The organism is Bacillus salipaludis (genome assembly GCF_004358205.1).
In genome coordinates, this window is sequence record NZ_SMYO01000002.1 from 136,650 (window position 1) to 156,179 (window position 19,530).

18 protein-coding genes are annotated in these 19,530 nt (G+C 44.1%); 13 read left to right on the top strand and 5 right to left on the bottom strand.

Annotation, left to right across the window (positions count from 1 at the left end):
- Positions 1–6: 6 nt before the first annotated feature.
- The gene (locus E2K98_RS03415) at positions 7–198 is read right to left on the bottom strand and encodes a 2-hydroxymuconate tautomerase (protein WP_133332889.1); all 192 of its coding nucleotides are present in this window, start codon (positions 196–198) and stop codon (positions 7–9) included.
- Between the two features lie 372 nt (positions 199–570).
- On the opposite strand from E2K98_RS03415, the gene E2K98_RS03420 reads away from it, so the two are divergent.
- Both E2K98_RS03420 and E2K98_RS03425 read left to right on the top strand, forming a co-directional pair.
- Complete coding sequence (locus E2K98_RS03420; protein ID WP_133333218.1) at positions 571–1,164, top strand: site-2 protease family protein; 594 nt, start codon at positions 571–573, stop codon at positions 1,162–1,164.
- A 15-nt stretch (positions 1,165–1,179) separates the two neighbouring features.
- Positions 1,180–1,689 (top strand): YwhD family protein, encoded by a 510-nt coding sequence (locus E2K98_RS03425; RefSeq protein ID WP_133332890.1) that lies wholly within the window; start codon positions 1,180–1,182, stop codon positions 1,687–1,689.
- 150 nt (positions 1,690–1,839) lie between these two features.
- Here the strand turns inward: E2K98_RS03425 and E2K98_RS03430 are convergent, their stop codons facing one another.
- Positions 1,840–3,906 (bottom strand): transglycosylase domain-containing protein, encoded by a 2,067-nt coding sequence (locus E2K98_RS03430; protein WP_133332891.1) that lies wholly within the window; start codon positions 3,904–3,906, stop codon positions 1,840–1,842.
- Positions 3,907–4,201: 295 nt separating this feature from the next.
- Between E2K98_RS03430 and speE the strand changes: the two genes are divergently transcribed.
- The 5 genes from speE (at position 4,202) to E2K98_RS03455 (ending at position 8,764) form a co-directional block, all read left to right on the top strand.
- Complete coding sequence (gene speE / locus E2K98_RS03435) at positions 4,202–5,029, top strand: spermidine synthase (RefSeq protein ID WP_133332892.1); 828 nt, start codon at positions 4,202–4,204, stop codon at positions 5,027–5,029.
- A 76-nt stretch (positions 5,030–5,105) separates the two neighbouring features.
- On the top strand, positions 5,106–5,978 hold the full coding sequence (gene speB / locus E2K98_RS03440) for an agmatinase (protein ID WP_133332893.1): 873 nt from the start codon (positions 5,106–5,108) through the stop codon (positions 5,976–5,978).
- Between the two features lie 325 nt (positions 5,979–6,303).
- Positions 6,304–6,723, top strand: coding sequence for a DUF1934 domain-containing protein (locus E2K98_RS03445; protein ID WP_235824704.1), 420 nt, complete (start codon positions 6,304–6,306; stop codon positions 6,721–6,723).
- Positions 6,720–8,378, top strand: a complete 1,659-nt coding sequence (gene argS, locus E2K98_RS03450) for an arginine--tRNA ligase (RefSeq protein WP_133332894.1) — start codon at positions 6,720–6,722, stop codon at positions 8,376–8,378. Before E2K98_RS03445 ends, argS begins: the two co-directional genes overlap by 4 nt.
- 203 nt (positions 8,379–8,581) lie before the next feature.
- Entirely contained in the window at positions 8,582–8,764 is a 183-nt protein-coding gene (locus E2K98_RS03455; RefSeq protein ID WP_133332895.1) for an H-type small acid-soluble spore protein, read from the top strand.
- A gap of 43 nt (positions 8,765–8,807) precedes the next feature.
- Here E2K98_RS03455 and E2K98_RS03460 read toward each other — a convergent pair whose 3' ends face one another.
- Complete coding sequence (locus tag E2K98_RS03460; protein ID WP_081810635.1) at positions 8,808–8,930, bottom strand: DUF4023 family protein; 123 nt, start codon at positions 8,928–8,930, stop codon at positions 8,808–8,810.
- A 140-nt stretch (positions 8,931–9,070) separates the two neighbouring features.
- Here E2K98_RS03460 and E2K98_RS03465 point away from each other — a divergent pair, with 140 nt between their 5' ends.
- A complete protein-coding gene (locus tag E2K98_RS03465; RefSeq protein WP_133332896.1) occupies positions 9,071–9,697 on the top strand; it encodes a YitT family protein in 627 nt (208 codons plus the stop codon).
- Here E2K98_RS03465 and uvsE read toward each other — a convergent pair.
- Positions 9,687–10,643 carry a UV DNA damage repair endonuclease UvsE gene (uvsE, locus tag E2K98_RS03470; protein ID WP_133332897.1) on the bottom strand — a complete coding sequence of 319 codons (957 nt, stop codon included), beginning with the start codon at positions 10,641–10,643 and terminating at the stop codon, positions 9,687–9,689. The two genes, E2K98_RS03465 and uvsE, sit on opposite strands and share 11 nt — an antisense overlap.
- A 24-nt stretch (positions 10,644–10,667) precedes the next feature.
- On the bottom strand, positions 10,668–11,870 hold the full coding sequence (gene cls, locus E2K98_RS03475) for a cardiolipin synthase (RefSeq protein ID WP_133332898.1): 1,203 nt from the start codon (positions 11,868–11,870) through the stop codon (positions 10,668–10,670).
- Positions 11,871–12,064: 194 nt separating this feature from the next.
- Here cls and E2K98_RS03480 point away from each other — a divergent pair, with 194 nt between their 5' ends.
- The 5 genes from E2K98_RS03480 to E2K98_RS03500 all read left to right on the top strand — a co-directional run bounded on the left by E2K98_RS03480 (position 12,065) and on the right by E2K98_RS03500 (position 19,448).
- Complete coding sequence (locus E2K98_RS03480) at positions 12,065–14,176, top strand: 4Fe-4S dicluster domain-containing protein (protein ID WP_133332899.1); 2,112 nt, start codon at positions 12,065–12,067, stop codon at positions 14,174–14,176.
- Positions 14,177–14,566: 390 nt separating this feature from the next.
- Positions 14,567–15,754: an acetyl-CoA C-acetyltransferase gene (locus E2K98_RS03485; RefSeq protein ID WP_133332900.1), complete on the top strand. Its 1,188-nt coding sequence runs from the start codon at positions 14,567–14,569 to the stop codon at positions 15,752–15,754.
- Between the two features lie 178 nt (positions 15,755–15,932).
- Complete coding sequence (locus E2K98_RS03490; RefSeq protein ID WP_133332901.1) at positions 15,933–16,784, top strand: 3-hydroxybutyryl-CoA dehydrogenase; 852 nt, start codon at positions 15,933–15,935, stop codon at positions 16,782–16,784.
- A 325-nt stretch (positions 16,785–17,109) separates the two neighbouring features.
- The gene (locus E2K98_RS03495) at positions 17,110–18,240 is read left to right on the top strand and encodes an acyl-CoA dehydrogenase (RefSeq protein ID WP_133332902.1); all 1,131 of its coding nucleotides are present in this window, start codon (positions 17,110–17,112) and stop codon (positions 18,238–18,240) included.
- Positions 18,241–18,308: 68 nt separating this feature from the next.
- Positions 18,309–19,448, top strand: a complete 1,140-nt coding sequence (locus E2K98_RS03500) for an acyl-CoA dehydrogenase (RefSeq protein WP_133332903.1) — start codon at positions 18,309–18,311, stop codon at positions 19,446–19,448.
- The last annotated feature ends 82 nt before the right edge of the window (positions 19,449–19,530 follow it).

The window sequence follows — 19,530 nt, forward strand, 5'->3', positions numbered from 1 at the left end:
CATGGTTTATTTATCAATTGCGCGGACGCCGGCGACTGCGTAATGATTTTTGGACATTTCCTCGATAATAATGGAAATATTCTCCTTTGGCGCACCCGCTGTTTCACTTACTGCTTCGGTAACTTTTTCTACTAGCGCACGTTTCTGTTCATCGGAACGGCCTTCAAGCATTTTTACTGTAATGATTGGCATATGTATATTCCTCCTTTCTCTAATATTAAATCTTAAAAAGTGCTTTGAGAATTGTCCAGCTCCAGCGCCTAGCCCCTCGAGGTTGCTTCGGCCCTGTCGATGAAGTCAAAGAACGACTTCACCGTCAGTGCCTCCAGCACTTGCCTTAGGCTAAGCAAGGCGCTTCCGCTTTTCTTATGTAGTTTTTCATAAAAAATCAAAAAATTCAAGTTGGGTTGTTTTTTTCATTTTTCCAGCGGTTTCATGTATACTAAAAGGAAAATGAATACAGTGAATGGAACTATATAGACAGAGAATCGAAAACGTAAAAGGAGAGGAGAACCCAATTTGAGTTTAGCTTACTCACTTAAGGAAATTCCGTATGTGGCAATTACGCTGATGATTGCCTTTACGTTCCATGAGTTTGCCCATGCCTATGTGGCTTATAAGTTCGGGGATATGACGGCAAAAAATCAGGGGAGGCTTACATTAAACCCACTCCAGCATCTTGACCCAATTGGAACCATCCTGATTTTTATTGCGGGGTTTGGCTGGGCTCGCCCTGTGCCGGTTAACCGCTTTTTCTTTAAGAACCCAAGGCTTGCAGGAATTCTTGTTTCGGTGGCCGGGCCGCTGAGCAATTTTATTTTGGCATCGGTTGGTTTTATCGTTTGGTATGCGTTGTTACGCAGCGGGATGAATTTCCCGGATCAACTTTATGGGTTTTTTGACTTATTTGTCAGGCTTAATGTAGTCTTGTTTGTTTTTAATCTTTTACCGTTTCCACCACTGGATGGTTACCGCATTATAGAGGATTTGGCTCCAAATGGAGTACGAGCAAAAATGACGCAATATGAATCGTATGGTTCATTTATTTTTTTAATTTTAGTCATTACCCCGCTTGATCGTTATACGATTCAGCCACTCATGTATGGGGTGATTCCATCCGTGTTGAAGGGGTTAAATGACTTTTATTATGGACTATTTTTCTAGGAGGACGTTTGAAAAATGGAAGAAAAAAAGAAAAAAGTTGGTTTTAATATTATTAAAAGCGACCCAACAGACGGGCACCGCGGATATGGCAAGGGGGCGCTGAGCCTTGATAATGTTTCCCCGGTAATGATTGATGTGGATGCCGGTGAGGCGGAAATTGATGTCGGTGCCATGCATGCCCGCAGCGCAGTTGAAAAGGGAATCAAGTTTTTGCCAAATAAGGATGAGGTGCCAAACGGAAAGCCCTACTGGCTTGTCTGGGTAACGATCGACCGAAACGAAGAAGGACCATATTATGCCGGTGTGACGGCTTGTGAAATGACAGTGGACCGCGAAATCCGCCGCGGCTACAAATTGCTTCCTCTTCATGTAAACTACATGGATAAGTCGCTCAAACGCCATATTATTGTTGACCATATGGATGAAAAATCAAAAAAAGTGCTGGCTGAATTTTTGCGTAATCACAATGCGGATTTGTGGAAAAATTCATCAGAAGAACTAAAAAAAGGTTTAATGGATGAGTAAATTTTGGTAAATCACTTGTAGTTTTACTGGAAAAAAAGTAAACTAATAGACAGCGTGAATACACGTAAAACTAGGACACGAAAAGCTCCGGAGGCATCCGGAGCTTTTCACATTGGTGCTGATTTAGTGGCTTTTAGAGCCGTAAAAATACTAATTCGCCCATTTAAAAATTCGTTTGTACCACGGGTACTTGTGCTCGGTGTTCTTTTTCAAAGGATTTGATTCGGAACGATCCATATGTTCGGTACAATATTCCGTCGGCTCGGTGCCTTTCACGAAGTAAGTGAACCTCCGCACTGGGCAGTCCTTAGTCGCGAGCTTGCCGTTTTCCGGATTGACATAGACGCCAATGACACCTTCCTTCGGCGGTTTAAAGGCCTTAACCGTCTTATCCTTCAATGCTTCCTCCATAAACTGCGCCCAAATATTTTTTGAATAGGATTTTTCCGCTACATAATCAATCGGTTTACTGTCATCATAGCCTGACCAGACGGCAGTCACGAGCTGGGGTGAAAATCCAATCATCCAGCTGTCCGTTTCCGTCGAGCCGGATTTACCGGCATAAGGCCGGGTCAATTCCTTGATGACCGTGCTGCCGGTCACTCTTGAATAGCCGTCAAGCTTCGGATCAAAAATTCCCGTCAGCATTTGCGTCATAACATAAGCTTTAGCAGGATCTAATACCTGTTTGTTGTCCAGCTCTTTTTCATAAAGGATCTTTCCATTATAATCTTCAACGCGCGTAATCAAGGTTGGTTCCACCTTTTTTCCGCCATTGGCGAAAAGGCTGTAGGCACCTGCCATGTCAATCACGCGAACCCCGGATGTTCCAAGGGCAAGGGACGGCACCTTCGCCATTTTCGTCGAAATCCCAAACTTTTTTGCCGTTTTGATTAACGTGTCTTCTCCTAAAAATAAATGCGTTTTGACTGCATAAATATTATCAGATAACGCCAGTGCCTGGGCAAGAGTGATTTCCCCACCCGCATACTTATTATTAAAATTATGCGGTGTATATTGGGAACCATCATCAAAATGAAAGGTCGTAGACTCGCTTCGCATTGTCGACGATGGTGTAAATCCATGGCTCAGCGCTGCGTAATAAAGAATCGGCTTAATGGTTGAACCAGGCTGCCTTTTCGCTTGAATTGCACGGTTATACTGGCTCTTTTCATAATCACGGCCGCCAATCATCGCTTTGACACCGCCGGTTTTTGGATCCATCGCGACGAGGGCCGTTTGGATTTCTGAGCCGCTGGCGATGACGCTTTGTACCTGCTTTTCAGCTGCCTCCTGCTGCTTCAAATCGAGTGTCGTATAGACCTTTAAACCGCCAAGCGCAATTGTGCGGTCATCTAAATGTAATTGACTTTTTAACGCATTTTTGACTGCATCCTGAAAGTAGGGAGCAACCTTAACTTGCTGGTGCGGGTGTGCGGCCACAAAGCTCAGCGACTTCCCGGCAGCTGCTTTTGCCTGACTTTCCTTGATATAGCCGTTTTTCACCATAGTCCTAAGGATGATTGTCTGGCGGTGCTTTGCATTTTTTATCGAAACGAGTGGGGAGTAATACCCTGGACCCTTTGGAACTCCTGCCAGCATCGAGGCTTCAGCAAGTGTTAAATCGGCTGCCTTTTTTCCAAAATAAAATTGACTGGCTGCCTCAACACCATAGGCCCCATTGCCGTAATAAATCGTGTTTAGGTAGCCTTCAAGTATTTGCTTTTTCGAATAATTCATTTCCAGGCGGATTGTGTAAAAAGCCTCCTGCAGTTTCCGAGACCAGGTTTTATCGTGCTCGAGAAATAGATTTCGGGCGTATTGCTGGGTGATGGTGCTGGCTCCTTGGACCTTTCCAAATGCCTGGATATCGGCCACAACTGCCCCAGCAATCCGCTTCATATCAAAGCCATGATGGTGGTAAAAATTTTTATCTTCAATTGATACGGTCGCATCCACTAAATCCGGAGAAATATCCTTTAAGGATACCCAGTAGCGCTTCTGGCCGCTGTTGCTTTCTCCAATTAATGTCCCGTCATCGGAAAAAAACAAGGTCGATTGCGGCACGGCAAGCGGCGGCGCTCCTAAAATTTTTGCATAGCCAAGAATGCCGAGAAAGAGAATGAGCATACAAACCATGCCGATCAAACTGATGATAATAATCGCACGCAAATACTTAATTGTTTTCCGAAACCCGTGATTCGTCATGATTTCCATAATATTCACCCCTTGTGCATTCAACGTTAGTCCCTGGAATTCATTCCGAGACCTTTTATCTAAAAATATTTATAGTAACAGTATGAAAAAAATGGATGCATTTTAAACATTTCCCAGAGAGAAATGAAAATTTTTCTTGAAATTTTGCTAGATTCCTCTATACTTTTTCTTGTTTGTAATTTAAGTGTTTGGGTAGGATAAAATGGAGTGGTACCTTCGTGATCAGATAAGTGAATAAATATTAGCTTTAGTGATTACTTAGTTAAAATTGAAAATAGATGAGAGGAAGATGAACATGACAATTTGGTTTACAGAAAAGCAAACCGAAAATTTTGGCATCACGATGAAAGTAAATAAGACTTTACATACAGAGCAAACAGAATTTCAAAAGCTGGATATGATCGAAACAGAGGAATGGGGTAACATGCTTCTTTTAGATGACATGGTGATGACTTCTGTTCGTGACGAATTTGTTTATCATGAAATGGTGGCGCATGTACCTTTATTCACTCACCCAAATCCTGAAAATATTTTGGTTGTCGGCGGCGGAGATGGCGGCGTTATTCGTGAAGTATTGAAGCACCCAAGCGTGAAAAAAGCAACGCTTGTTGATATTGATGGCAAGGTAATTGAGTATTCAAAGAAATTCCTTCCGGAAATTGCCGGCAAGTTAGATGATCCTCGTGTGGATGTTCGTGTTGACGACGGCTTTATGCATATTGCAAAAAGTGAAAATGAATATGATGTCATCATGGTGGACTCAACAGAGCCAGTTGGACCTGCTGTAAACCTGTTCACAAAGGGCTTCTACGCTGGAATTTCAAAGGCGCTAAAAGAAGACGGTATTTTCGTGGCGCAGTCTGATAATCCATGGTTTAAGGCGGATTTAATTCGCAATGTTCAACGCGATGTACGTGAAATCTTCCCAATCACCCGCTTATATGTAGCGAATATTCCTACCTACCCAAGCGGCTTATGGGCATTCACAATCGGCTCAAAAAAATACGACCCACTAGAAGTAAGCGAGGACCGCTTTCACGAGATCGAAACAAAATACTATACTAAAGAACTTCACAAAGCAGCATTCGTACTGCCTAAATTTGTGGGCGATTTAGTTAAATAATAAGTGGGGGCCTGACCCCCGCTTGATTAACCGTTAAAGTGATGGGGTGCTGACCCCATAAAAGAGGAGTGTTAAGATGCGTTTCGATGAAGCCTATTCTGGAAATGTCTTTATTAAGAGTCATCCGAATTTTGAGGAGAGTAAGGCGGTTCTTTACGGGATGCCAATGGATTGGACAGTGAGTTACCGACCTGGTTCTCGGTTTGGTCCGACTCGTATTCGTGAGGTTTCGATTGGTTTGGAAGAGTATAGTCCATACCTTGATCGGGAGCTTGAGGATGTTAAATATTTTGATGCCGGGGATATTCCACTGCCGTTCGGGAATCCGCAGAAGAGTTTAGATATAATTGAGGAGTATATCGACTCCTTGCTGGATGCCGGAAAATTCCCGCTTGGAATGGGTGGCGAACATCTAGTTTCATGGCCGGTGATGAAAGCTGTCTTTAAAAAATATCCGGATTTGGCGATCATTCATTTTGATGCTCACACGGATTTACGTGAGAATTATGAAGGCGAGCCGTTATCGCATTCGACACCAATTCGCAAAATTGCGGAATTAATCGGGCCGAAAAATGTCTATTCCTTCGGGATTCGTTCTGGTATGAAGGAAGAGTTTGAATGGGCAAAGCAGGTTGGCATGCATATTTCGAAATTTGAGGTGCTTGAGCCGCTTAAGGAAATCCTTCCAACGCTTGCAGGCCGTCCTGTTTATGTGACGATTGATATTGACGTACTGGATCCTGCCCATGCACCGGGAACAGGTACCGTTGATTGCGGCGGAATTACCTCGAAAGAGCTGTTGGCATCCATCCATGCAATTGCTCGTTCCGAAGTTAACGTCGTCGGCGGCGACCTCGTAGAAGTAGCACCAATCTACGACAACTCCGAACAAACCGCCAACACAGCCAGCAAACTCATCCGCGAAATGATCCTTGGCTGGGTTAAATAGGAAAAGCGGAAGCGCCCGTATAGCGACGTATGGACTGGAGCGAGTCGACTGAGATAAAGGAAACACGAAGAGCGATAGCGATTCGATGTTGACTTATCGTAGGGAGGCGAGTGAAGTACACTAGTCGCTGGGCGCTGGAGCTGGACAATTCTCAAAGTCAAAGCCCTATATTGAGTTATATGTGCCTGTCCTTTTGAAGGGGCAGGCTTTTTGTTTCGACAAAATTCGGGTGGTGACAGGCACCACCCGAATTTTGTCGTTTTAAATTGCAACTTAATATGGGTATAATAGAAAAAGTGAATTTGATTAGAGGAGTGCGGTTGGTTTGTTAACGCCTGAGATACCGGTAAGGATTAATGTGAGAACGACGATTGATCAGCAGGAAAGTTTTGAGCTGCGGTTGTTTGGTCAATATTTTGAAAAGGGGAATGCCTCTTATCTGAAGTATGAGGAAGCGATGGAGGAGGGGAGTGTTCGGACGATTGTAAAGATGACTGCTGGGGAAGGTTTGATTTTACGTGGCGGTTCCGTCAAGATGCGCCTTCCATTCGAATTGAATCGGAAGCTTAACGGTAGCTATGAAATGCCGTTTGGTCAATTTGAAACAACAACTCTAACGAAAAATCTTGAACATTCCTTTGAAAATGGCAAAGGCCTTATTGACATACTTTACGATTTTACCATGCAGGGCTCGCCCGCAGGTACATACCATTTACAGATTACCTTCCAGGAGGATAAAAAATGAATATAGTGGAGCAGGTTCAAAATAAAATTAAAGAAGAAATTAGAGCGGCCGTTTTGAAGGCAGGCCTTGCCACAGAAGAGCAAATTCCCGATGTCATTCTGGAGACCCCAAAGGAAAAAGCGCACGGCGATTATTCTACTAATATGGCGATGCAGTTGGCACGCGTCGCAAAAAAGGCGCCGCGAATGATTGCAGAAGCACTGATTGAAAACCTCGACCGTTCGAAGGCATCGATTGAAAAAATTGAATTAGCTGGGCCGGGCTTTATTAACTTTTATATGAACAATAGCTATTTAACCAATCTAATCCCAACGGTTCTAAAAGCGGGGGAAAAGTACGGAGAAACAACGGTAGGTAATAACCAAAAAATCCAGGTCGAGTTTGTTTCCGCAAACCCAACTGGTGACCTGCACCTCGGACATGCCCGCGGTGCCGCTGTCGGTGATTCACTCTCCAATATTTTGGCGAAGGCCGGTTATGATGTGTCCCGTGAATACTATATCAATGATGCCGGAAACCAGATTAATAATCTTGCTAAGTCGGTGGAAGCACGTTACTTCCAGGCATTAGGTTTAGAAAAAGAGATGCCTGAAGACGGTTATCATGGTGAAGATATTATCAATATTGGAAAAACACTCGCCGAAGAATATGGCAATAAATATGTCGAAGTGGATGAGGCTGAACGTTTTGATTTTTTCCGAGAATACGGTTTGACATATGAAATGGAAAAATTAAAGCGCGACCTCGAGGATTTCCGTGTCCGTTTTGATGTTTGGTTCTCGGAAACCTCTCTTTATAAAAATGGGAAAATTGACGAGGCGCTCGCCGCACTGCGTAAAACCGGCTATATTTACGACGAAGAGGGTGCAACCTGGCTCCGTTCAACCGATTTTGGCGATGATAAAGACCGCGTACTCATTAAACAGGACGGATCTTACACCTACTTAACACCAGATATCGCCTATCATAAAGACAAACTGGACCGCGGCTTTGAAAAACTAATCAATATTTGGGGCGCAGACCATCACGGCTATATTCCGCGGATGAAGGCGGCCATTCAGGCTTTGGGCTATGCCCGTGATGCCCTCGAGGTCGAAATTATCCAGCTTGTTCACCTCTATAAAAATGGTGAAAAGATGAAGATGTCTAAGCGTACCGGAAAAGCGGTCACGATGCGTGATTTAGTCGATGAGGTCGGCCTCGATGCCACCCGTTACTTCTTTGCGATGCGCTCATCCGATACGCATATGGATTTTGATCTGGATTTAGCGGTTTCTGAGTCGAATGAGAACCCAGTGTATTATGCGCAATATGCCCACGCAAGGATTTCGAGCATTTTACGTCAGGGCGGAGAGGTAGACATGGAAGCGAATTTCTCTTTAATTGATTCCGAAAAGGAAATTGATTTATTGAAGAAGCTTGGCGAGTTTCCACTGGCGGTAGGGGAAGCGGCTGTGAAACGTGTTCCGCACCGCGTCACAAACTATATCTTTGAACTGGCATCAACATTCCATAGTTTTTATAATGCGGAAAAGGTTCTTGATCCGGAATATCCAGAGCGTTCCGCCGCTCGTTTGGGACTGGTAAAAGCCGTACAGATTGCCTTACGCAATGCGCTCGCATTAATCGGAGTATCCGCTCCAGAAAAAATGTAAGTGTTGCATACCCCTTTCAGTTGAAAGGGGGATTTTTGAATTGATATAGGGAGTGACCAGTAAAGCGAGGAAATCAGCCAGTAACTTAATGAGAGCGCCAGTATTGGCCAGTAAAATTTAACACCTATAAAAAACCAAAAACATGAATACCATCCAAAAAGTAGTAAATATTAAAATAGACTTTTTAGTTAGGAGTGAGCTTCATGAATATAGGAAGAGCGAAGGAAATCGTCGAGTCTGCGGATGTGATACATGTTACCTATGAGGGAAACCCAGTAATCATTCAGCATGTGGATGAAGCAGCAAAAACAGCGAGAATTTATTCACGGAGTAACCCGGAAGAGGAAAAAGATGTTCCCGTCCTCAACTTAATTGAAGAACAATAGAAAAGCATCGGTGCACATACCGATGCTTTTCGCTTGTCCAGCTTCAATTATGCTGGTTATTTGGAAGCTTTTTATCCGGATGTCCCTTGCCTTGGTGCGTTTTATTATAGTCTTGTTTCTTTTTGTCCTCAGCTAATTTTTTTACAAATTCACTTGTGTTCTCCATCATAATCCCTCCTTGATATTTGTTACTTTAACCATTCACGGTTGAAATCATGCCCAGGAACATGTCTTATTTTTTTACGGATAAAATCAGGAATTCCACCATACATAATGAATAGGACAATTGAACGGATGGGGGCCTATATGTTTAAGGAGCGAATTAAAAATTATATAAATGAAAAAAGAACAGCCCATTTCTCCTTGTATAAGCGGGGTGGCGGGGTCTTAATCGGGGTATCGCTTGTAGCGGCAGCCCTGCAGCTGCTATTAGTGAAAAATTATATTATTGATGGCGGAATTGTAGGAATTAGTATTCTGCTCGCCCATATCACCGACTATAAAGTGGGATTCTATATTTTTCTGTTAAATACGCCATTTTTACTGCTGGGCTTATTTTATCTCGGAAAAAGGTTTTTGATCATCAGCCTCGGGGCACTTCTTTTTTTAAGCCTCGAATTATATATGCTCGAGCCGTTCCCGGTGCTCACTAAAAACCCCATTCTCGTCATCCTCCTCGGCGGGATTTGCTTGGGAATGGGGGTGGGAATGATTATTCGCTTCGGCGGGTCCCTCGACGGTACGGAGATTTTAGCCATCATGTTAAGTCAGCGGACCCCTTTTTCGATTGGGCAATATGTGTTGTTTTTTAATTTCTTTATTTTTTTTAGTTCGATTTTTGTCTTTGGCCTACTTGAGGCGGTATACTCGTTGGCAACCTTTTGTATTGCCTGTAAAACGATTGATTTGTCCCTTAAAAATATTAGGTTATAGCAATGGCCGCACCGCGAACCCTTTTAAAGCCGCGCAGCCTGCTCATGTCCTCCACCAGCTTTAAGCAGGCTTGGTCCTTTGCTTTTGCTTCAATCATAAAATCTACATCCCGTCCGAACCCGGTAAGTAACTTTACAAATGGCAAGATAAATTCCAAATCGACATAATCGGCATGAGAACGAAATTCCTTTTCTGATTTCGGGGAGGAAATGTGGACCTTCGGCGGAATTCCTACTCGCTCCCATGTTTGAAACATTCGCGGCAGCAACTCCTCTAAAGAAGCCTCGCATAAATTCGCCATATGATGATGGTAATCAAACACAAATGGAACCTGCTCTTTTTCACAGGCAGCCAAAGTTTCCGCAGTGTGATAGGTTTTATCATCATTTTCTAAGGTCATCACCTGTTTAATCGGAAGCGGAAGGGCAGTCAAGTTTTGATGAAAGCGCGCGAGTGCCTCCGCTTTATTCCCATAAGCACCGCCAATATGAATATTAATCAGTGACTCCCGTTCAAGCCCCATTGCCTCGAGCATCCGAAAATGATACTCCATATCGATCACGGCATTTTCAGTAATTTTTCGATCTTTTGAAGTAAACAATGTAAATTGATTAGGATGAAAACTTACCCTCAGCTGGTTTTTACGGACAACCTCTCCAATTTCCTGCCATTCCTTTTGAAACGGAGTGACAAAATCCCAACGTACCTCCGGATGGGTGGCAAGGGGGACTAGGGAGCTGGAAAAACGGTAGAGTTCAATTTCATGGGCAATATTGTAGTAAAGCATTCGTAAGGTATGATCAAGGTTTTGCTTCGTCACTGAAAGTAGCTTTTCCAGTTGCTCCTTTTTTTGTAACTCCCTGTAACGTGTAAACGTAATCGTTTTTGATGGAGAGGCATCCCATAGGGCCGTCGCCTGCGAGACATATCCGAAACGAATCTTCATTTTTCAAACTCCTGTCGTTTGCTGCTATAAAAAATAAGAAAAAATTCCGGCGATGCCTTCTTTCACGGATCTGAAAAGGTTGGGTTTCGTTAATTCCTTCAGTGTCAATGGCCGTGAATCCTCGATATCTTTTTGCAAAACGGCCTTCAGCCGTTCAATGAATTCAGGATTATAAATATAGCAGTTAATTTCTTTGTTTAAAAATAAACTTCTTTTATCAAAATTGGCGGTGCCGATATCGCAAAGCTTATCGTCGATGACAATTGTTTTTGCATGGTAGAAACCATTTTTAAATTGGAAAACCTTTGCGCCCTCGCGCAAGAGTGTCTTTAAATAGCGATGGGATGCCTCCTGTACGAGAACATGGTCTGAGGTATAGGGGACAACAATCGCAAGTTGAACGCCTCTCTTCAAGACTGCACGTAATTCCTGAAAAAGCGGCTTGCTCGGAATAAAATAAGGGGTCCCAATAATAATTGACTCTTTTGCCATTTGAAGCAGTCCAAGATACTTTTTCTCCAGAGTAACAGCCTCTGTCGGCATCAATTGATGGCGAATCAAACCTTTTGAAACTTCAGGGAAATATTTAGAGTGGTTCAATAAGTCTTCACTGGTATTTTCCCGCCAGTCAATTAGAAATTCGCTTTGTAAAAAGGTTGCGCCTTCACCGAGCAGTTTTAAATGGTAATCCCGCCATGGGCTGAGTTTTGGATCCTCGTTGATGTATTCCTTGCCAATGTTGTATCCGCCAAGATACCCAATTTTTCCATCTATAATCGTGATTTTCCGATGATTGCGTACCTGTGCCGAGTAAAAAAGATAGGGGAGCTTTACTCGATTGCAATACGAAAAGTGGACGCCAGCTTCACGGAGTTCATTTATCGAATGTTTTTTTAAACGGATGCCGCCGATGCGATCAAGCAGAAGCCTGACTTCTACACCTTCCTTTGCCTTTTCTTTTAATAATTTTAAAAAAGTATGGCTAAACTTGTCATTTTTGATAATATAAAAGAGAATGTGAATATGCAGTTTGGCTTCTTTTATTTCTTTGAAATAATCGGCAAACAGTTCAGGACCATGCGGGTAGATGTCCAGCTGGCCATGAAGCATGGGAGTTTCACAATTTTTCATCTGTGAGTGATGTTTCTTTCTTCCTAGTCTAAAATCGAGGACTAGCCATATGATGATAAGAAGTAGTACTCCAATAAAAGTAACCGCAAATGTCATCTGGTATTTCCCTCCTCATCATATTTTTATGGTTTCCAATTGAAAACGCTTCTATGAATTTGAGTTTCTGCAATAAAGTTTGAAAAATTTCATTGACTGAATGCTCATTCATTATATAATAGAGATAAAGGATTCTGAAAATTTACTCGGTTTAAAATTTTCTTAAACATGAAGTGAGAAAGGGGAGTTTTGATGTGACAGGTCTTTTATGGGTAAACCTCATTGCCTTCTTAGTTGTAACCGCTTACGGAGTTAGTCTATTCGCTTATGTAGTCAAAACACGGATTGCGTACATTAAGCTCGGCAAAAAGGTTGAGTTTGACAACAACGTCAAAGAGAGGCTGCAAAAGATTTGGGTCAATGTGTTTGGCCAGAGTAAATTATTAAAGGACAAAAAGATGGGTGCCATCCACGTGGCCTTCTTTTACGGGTTCCTTTTAGTCCAATTTGGCGCGATTGATTTTATTTGGAAAGGCATTCATCCGGGTTCACATCTGCCACTTGGTCCGTTGTATCCGGCGTTTACCTTTTTCCAAGAGATTGTCACCCTTGTCATTTTAGTAGCAGTGCTTGGGGCATTTTATCGCCGTTATATTGAAAAATTGGTCCGCTTGAAGCGGGGCTTTAAGTCAGGTCTAGTTTTGATTTTTATCGGGGGCTTAATGATTTCCGTTTTGCTCGGTAATGGGATGGGAATCATTTGGCACGGAGAGGACCCGTCTTGGTCTGAACCGATTGCCTCTATCATTTCCCTAGCGTTTTCATGGGTAGGGAAAACTGCGGCGATTGTCGTTTTCTACTTTGCATGGTGGGTACATTTAATTTTCTTATTATCCTTCTTAGTTTATGTGCCACAAGGAAAGCACGCTCACTTAATTGCAGGTCCTGCGAATGTTTATTTTAACCGTTTAGAAAAGGCAGGTAAGTTAAAGAAAATTGATTTTGAAGATGAATCACAGGAATCATTTGGGGTTGGAAAAATTGAAGACTTTACCCAGCTGCAAATGATTGATTTCTATGCCTGTGTAGAATGCGGACGTTGTACCAATATGTGTCCGGCAACCGGAACAGGCAAAATGCTTTCACCAATGGATTTAATCGTGAAAATGCGTGATCACCTTACGAATTACGGGGCTGCAGTTACCTCGAAACAGCCGTGGGTGCCAACCTTCGCATTTGCGAATACAAAAGGAAATCAACTGGCACTTGCCGCAGCGGGTCAGGGCGCAGAAGAGGCAGCAGCAGCGGGCCTTTATAGCCCAAGCCTGATCGGCGATGTTATCACGGAAGAAGAAATCTGGGCATGTACGACTTGCCGTAACTGTGAAGATCAATGTCCGGTTATGAACGAGCACGTGGATAAAATTATCGACCTTCGTCGTTATCTTGTGTTAACAGAAGGAAAAATGGATGCAGATGCGCAGCGGGCGATGACGAATATCGAGCGCCAGGGAAATCCATGGGGACTTAACCGGAAAGAGCGCGAAAATTGGCGTGAGGTCCGCGAAGATGTTCATGTTCCTACGGTAAAGGAAATGAACAAGGCTGGTGAAGAATTCGAATACCTATTCTGGGTAGGTTCGATGGGGTCTTACGATAACCGCAGCCAAAAAATTGCCCTTTCGTTCGCAAAATTAATGAACGAAGCTGGCGTGAAATTTGCCATCCTCGGCAATAAGGAAAAGAACTCCGGTGATACGGCACGCCGTCTCGGAAATGAATTCTTGTTCCAAGAGCTTGCAACGAAAAACATTGAAGAGTTTGAAAAGGCGGAGGTTAAGAAAATCGTTACGATTGACCCGCATGCCTACAATATTTTCAAAAATGAGTATCCGGATTTCGGATTAACGGCAGAGGTGTACCACCATACGGAGGTCCTTTATGAGCTTGTCCGTGATGGCAAATTGGTGCCAAAGCATTCTGTGGAGGAAACGATTACGTTCCATGATTCATGCTATCTAGGCCGTTACAATGACGTCTACGATCCACCGCGGGAAATTCTGAAAACAATTCCGGGTGTGAAGCTTATGGAAATGGAGAGAAACAGAGAAAAGGCGATGTGCTGTGGTGCCGGCGGCGGTTTAATGTGGATGGAAGAGGAAACAGGAAACCGTATTAACGTAGCAAGAACCGAGCAGGCTCTTGAGACGAATTCAACTGTGATCAGCTCTGCATGTCCATACTGCTTAACAATGATTTCAGATGGAACAAAGGCAAAAGAAGTGGAAGAAAAGGTATCCACTTACGACGTTGCTGAACTTCTAGAAAAAGCAGTGTGTGGAGGTCCGGAGGCATTAGTTTCATAAAACATTTATTGAATTTTTGCTCCGATGTTGATTGGAGCGTAAATCAACAGAAAAGTTTATAGTAGAGGTTGATTGTTTATTAAGAATTCATGAAATTTTAAAAATTTTGTGTAAAACAATTCAACTTCTACTGTTTTTTATGTAAAATAGAAGAAGGAATAAAAGCGCTTTCATATACGCAATAAAAATCAACTTCATTTATTTTTCCACAGAATTCACACATCAAAGACCTACAACAAGCATGACAGCTAAATTAATCAAATCAATTTTTGCAGTAGATACTTTGTGTCTGCGTCATTTTTTCGGCATTTTTCGAGCGAGCGTTCAGTCGCTTTCGAAAAACAAATTATTATTTTTGTTAATAACATAGGAAATGGGAGAGTGTTTGGAATGAGGAAAACGGTCATTTTAAGCGGAGTTCGCACACCTTTTGGAAAAATGGGCGGTACTTTGAGCAGCTTCACAGCTTCAGAGCTTGGCGGAATCGCTGTAAAAGAAGCGTTAAACCGTGCGAATGTAAAGCCTGAAGAAGTCCAAGAAGTAATCCTTGGAAGTGTCTTACAGGGAGGACAAGGACAAATTCCATCACGCCAGGCGGCAAGACATGCAGGTCTGCCATGGGAAGTGAAAACGGAAACCATTAATAAAGTCTGTGCATCAGGAATGCGCAGTGTTACATTAGCTGATCAAATTATTCGTGCCGGTGATGAGGAACTGATTGTGGCAGGCGGCATGGAATCGATGAGCAATGCACCGTATATCCTGCCAAAAGCAAGATGGGGCTTTAAAATGGGCGACTCTTCCGTTAAAGATTTAATGATTCATGACGGTTTAAGCTGCAGCTTTACGGGCGCGCACATGGGAACATACGGAAATGGAACAGCAAAGGAAATGGAAATCAGCCGCGAGGCGCAGGATGAATGGGCTTACCGCAGTCATGCACGGGCGATTGCTGCAATTGAAAGCGGGAAGTTTGCCGAGGAAATCGTGGCAGTTGAAGTGCCGCAGCGAAAAGGAGCGCCTGTTGTAGTTGAACAGGATGAAGCGCCGCGGAAAGATACTTCTTTAGAAAGATTGGCAAAGCTGGCACCTGTATTTAATTTTGATGGAACGATTACTGCTGGGAATGCACCGGGTGTGAATGACGGTGCAGCGGCACTTGTGCTGATGAGCGAAGAGCGTGCAGAACGTGAAGGTCGTAAACCGGAAGCGGTTATTTTAGGGCATGCGGCGATAGCGGTGGAAGCAAAGGATTTCCCTAAAACACCGGGACTTGTCATCAATGAAATTTTACGAAAAACCGGAAGAAGCTTAGAAGAAATTGACTTGTTTGAAATCAATGAGGCTTTTGCAGCAGTTGCATTAGCGAGCAGCCAAATTGCCGGTCTTGACCCGGAAAAGGTCAATGTGAACGGCGGTGCGGTTGCCCTCGGTCACCCAATTGGGGCAAGCGGCGCACGGATTATCCTGACATTAATGCATGAATTGAGGAGACGCGGCGGCGGAATCGGAATTGCTGCTATCTGCAGCGGCGGCGGCCAGGGTGATGCTGTAATGATAGAGGTTCCGAAGGCATAAAAGTTTGACCGGTTTCTGGTGGTAATTTCACATCGCAGATAAAATGGGGGGTTACGCAGATAAATTCCCCTGTAACGCAGATAAAACCCATTTTTCCGCAGATAAAAGGCTAGTTTCATAGATTTTATAAAAAAGGGGCTGACCTATGGAGCGGGCAGCCCCGCTTGGAGGGAAAAACATGAAGGTTGAAAAGGTAATGGTCATTGGTGCAGGACAAATGGGCTCAGGAATTGCTCAAGTTTGTGCCCAAGCGGGATATCAAGTGTTTTTAAATGATTTGAAACCGGAGTTCGTCGAGCGCGGTTTAGGCGTAATTAATAAAAACCTTTCAAGAAACGTGGACAAAGGCCGCCTATCGGAAGAGCAAAAGCAGGAAGTGTTAGCAAGACTGACGCCTTCTACCGACCTTCAGGATGCAATCGGTGTCGATCTTGTCATTGAAGCTGCGGTTGAAAACATGGAAATCAAGGCGAAAGTCTTTGCCCAGCTTGATGAAATTACGCCTCAGCATGTCATTTTGGCCAGCAACACCTCCTCATTGCCGATTACGGAAATCGCTGCGGCAACGAAGCGCCCGGAAAAAGTCATCGGTATGCATTTTATGAATCCGGTGCCGGTGATGAAGCTCGTTGAAATTATCCGCGGGTTGGCAACCTCAGATGAAGTGTATCAGGTAATTGAAGATATGACGAAAACCTTGAGCAAAGTACCGGTTGAAGTGAATGATTATCCAGGATTCGTGTCAAACCGCATTCTGATGCCGATGATCAATGAGGCGATTTATACGCTATATGAAGGTGTGGCAACGAAAGAAGCGATTGATGAAGTGATGAAGCTTGGTATGAACCATCCAATGGGACCGTTAACACTGGCCGATTTTATTGGCTTGGATACATGCCTGTACATTATGGAAACTTTGCATGAAGGCTTTGGCGATGACAAATACCGTCCATGTCCATTGCTTCGCAAATACGTAAAAGCAGGCTGGCTTGGCAAGAAAACCGGACGCGGGTTTTACACATATGAATAGATAGAGATGATAAACGCAGGATTGGTTTAAACAAAGGCTTTGTTAAAGAACAATGATGATTTAAACAAAGTTGATTGGAGCGGAAGGAGCGAGACTCCTGCGGGAGCAGTGGGACAGGTGAGACCCCACAGGCGCTAAAGCGCCGAGGAGGCTCACCGCCCGCCCCGCGGAAAGCGAGCATCCTGGAGCGGAAATCAACAACCACGTTTAACACAGCCCAAACAAAAGAGAACACTTTAGGATGGTCTTAACTGCAAACACCACAGGATTGGTTCGAAACATAGCCATGTAAATACAATCAAAATCCTCGGGAAGGGGAATGGACATGAACCTAACATTCACAGAAGAACAAGAAATGATGCGAAAAATGGTCAAGGATTTTGCAGCAAATGAAATTGCTCCATTTGTCGAGCGGATGGAGCAAGGTGAATTCCCACGTGAGGTCCTCCGCAAAATGGGTGAACTCGGCTTAATGGGGATTCCGGTTCCGGAAAAATACGGCGGTGCGGCGATGGATTTCACCTCCTACATCATTGCGATTCACGAAATTTCCAAGGTGAGTGCGACTGTTGGGGTAATTCTTTCCGTTCATACTTCGGTGGGCACAAACCCAATTTTATATTTTGGCACGGAAGAACAAAAACAACGGTATATACCGAAGCTTGCAAGCGGGGAGTATTTAGGGGCGTTTTGTTTAACCGAGCCCAGCTCGGGTTCTGATGCCGCCAGCCTGAAATCGCGGGCTGTCCGCGATGGTGATTACTATAAAATAAACGGCACGAAGGCGTTTATCACCAATGGTGGCGAAGCCGATGTCTATATCGTGTTTGCGTCCACAAATCCAGACAAAGGCGCGCGTGGAATAACAGCCTTTATTGTGGAAAAAAACACCCCGGGTCTGATTATTGGTAAGGACGAAAAGAAAATGGGGCTGCACGGTTCAAGAACGGTTCAGCTTACATTTGAAGATATGTTGGTGCCGGTTGCCAATCGTCTTGGCGAAGAAGGCGAAGGCTTTAAAATTGCGATGGCAAACCTAGAGGTTGGCCGTATTGGGATTGCGACCCAGGCCCTTGGAATTGCCGAGGCAGCTTTAGAAGCGGCTACGGACTACGCAAAGCAGCGTCAGCAGTTCGGTAAGCCAATTGCAGCGCAGCAAGGGGTTGCTTTTAAGTTGGCAGATATGGCGACAAGTGTGGAGGCAGCAAAACTATTAATCTATCGAGCAGCGGATTTGCGCAAACGTGGTGTGAAATGCGGCTTCGAATCGTCTGTCGCTAAGCTGTTTGCTTCTCGAACTGCGGTGGAAGTGACGACGGAGGCGATCCAAGTGTTTGGCGGGTATGGTTATACCGAGGATTACCCAGTTGAGCGTTATTTCCGCGATGCGAAAATTACCGAGATTTATGAAGGAACAAGCGAGATTCAGCGCATTGTTGTGAGCAAGCATCTGTAAATTGCTTGATAGGTAGATAAAATTTTAACTTTGTAGATATCGAACTGTATACCCAAGGAGGACTCGTAATGAACTTTCAATTATCCGAAGAGCATGAAATGATTCGCAAAATGGTCCGGGATTTTGCCCGAAACGAGGTTGCACCGACTGCGGCCGAGCGCGATGAGGAAGAAACTTTTGACCGCGCCATTTTTGACAAAATGGCGGAGCTTGGTTTAACAGGAATTCCGTGGCCGGAAGAGTACGGCGGCATTGGCAGTGATTATCTTGCTTATTGTATCGCAGTTGAAGAACTTTCCCGCGTTGATGCATCTATCGGGGTAACACTTTCTGCCCACACCTCGCTTGCGGGCTGGCCTCTTTACAAGTTCGGATCTGAAGAGCAAAAACAAAAGTATCTTCGTCCCATGGCAGAAGGATCAAAAATTGGTGCCTACGGCTTAACGGAGCCTGGAAGCGGCTCTGATGCAGGCGGGATGAGAACGACCGCTCGCTTGGAAGGCGACCATTACATCCTGAATGGTTCAAAAATTTTCATTACCAATGGCGGGATTGCAGACATCTATGTCGTGTTTGCGTTAACGGACCCATCTAGCAGACAAAGAGGAACAACCGCCTTCATTATTGAAAAGGATTTTCCAGGCTTCTCCGTTGGCAAAAAGGAAAAGAAGCTTGGTATTCGTTCATCGCCGACAACAGAAATCATTTTTGAAGATTGCAAGGTTCCAGTTGAAAACAGACTCGGCCAAGAAGGCGAGGGCTTTAAAATTGCGATGATGACGCTTGATGGCGGCCGCAATGGCATTGCAGCGCAAGCGGTGGGAATTGCGCAGGGCGCACTTGATGCAGCGGTTGATTATGCAAAGGAACGCCACCAGTTTGGCAAGCCGATTGCAGCGAACCAAGGAATCAGCTTTAAGCTTGCGGACATGGCAACAGCGATTGAAGCTTCAAGACTATTAACCTACCAAGCAGCATGGCTGGAGTCAAACGGTCTGCCTTACGGAAAAGAGTCGGCGATGTCTAAATTAATGGCCGGTGACACGGCAATGAAGGTGACCACCGAGGCAGTTCAAGTGTTTGGCGGTTACGGGTATACGAAGGATTATCCGGTAGAACGGTTTATGCGCGATGCAAAAATCACGCAAATTTATGAAGGAACACAAGAAATTCAACGCCTTGTTATCTCAAGGATGGTAACGAAATAGAAAAGCAGAAGTGCAGCACTGAAGAACAATCATAAAAGGAATTTGAAGGCTCCCCCGTTAAAGAAGGCAGGAAAACTGGAGC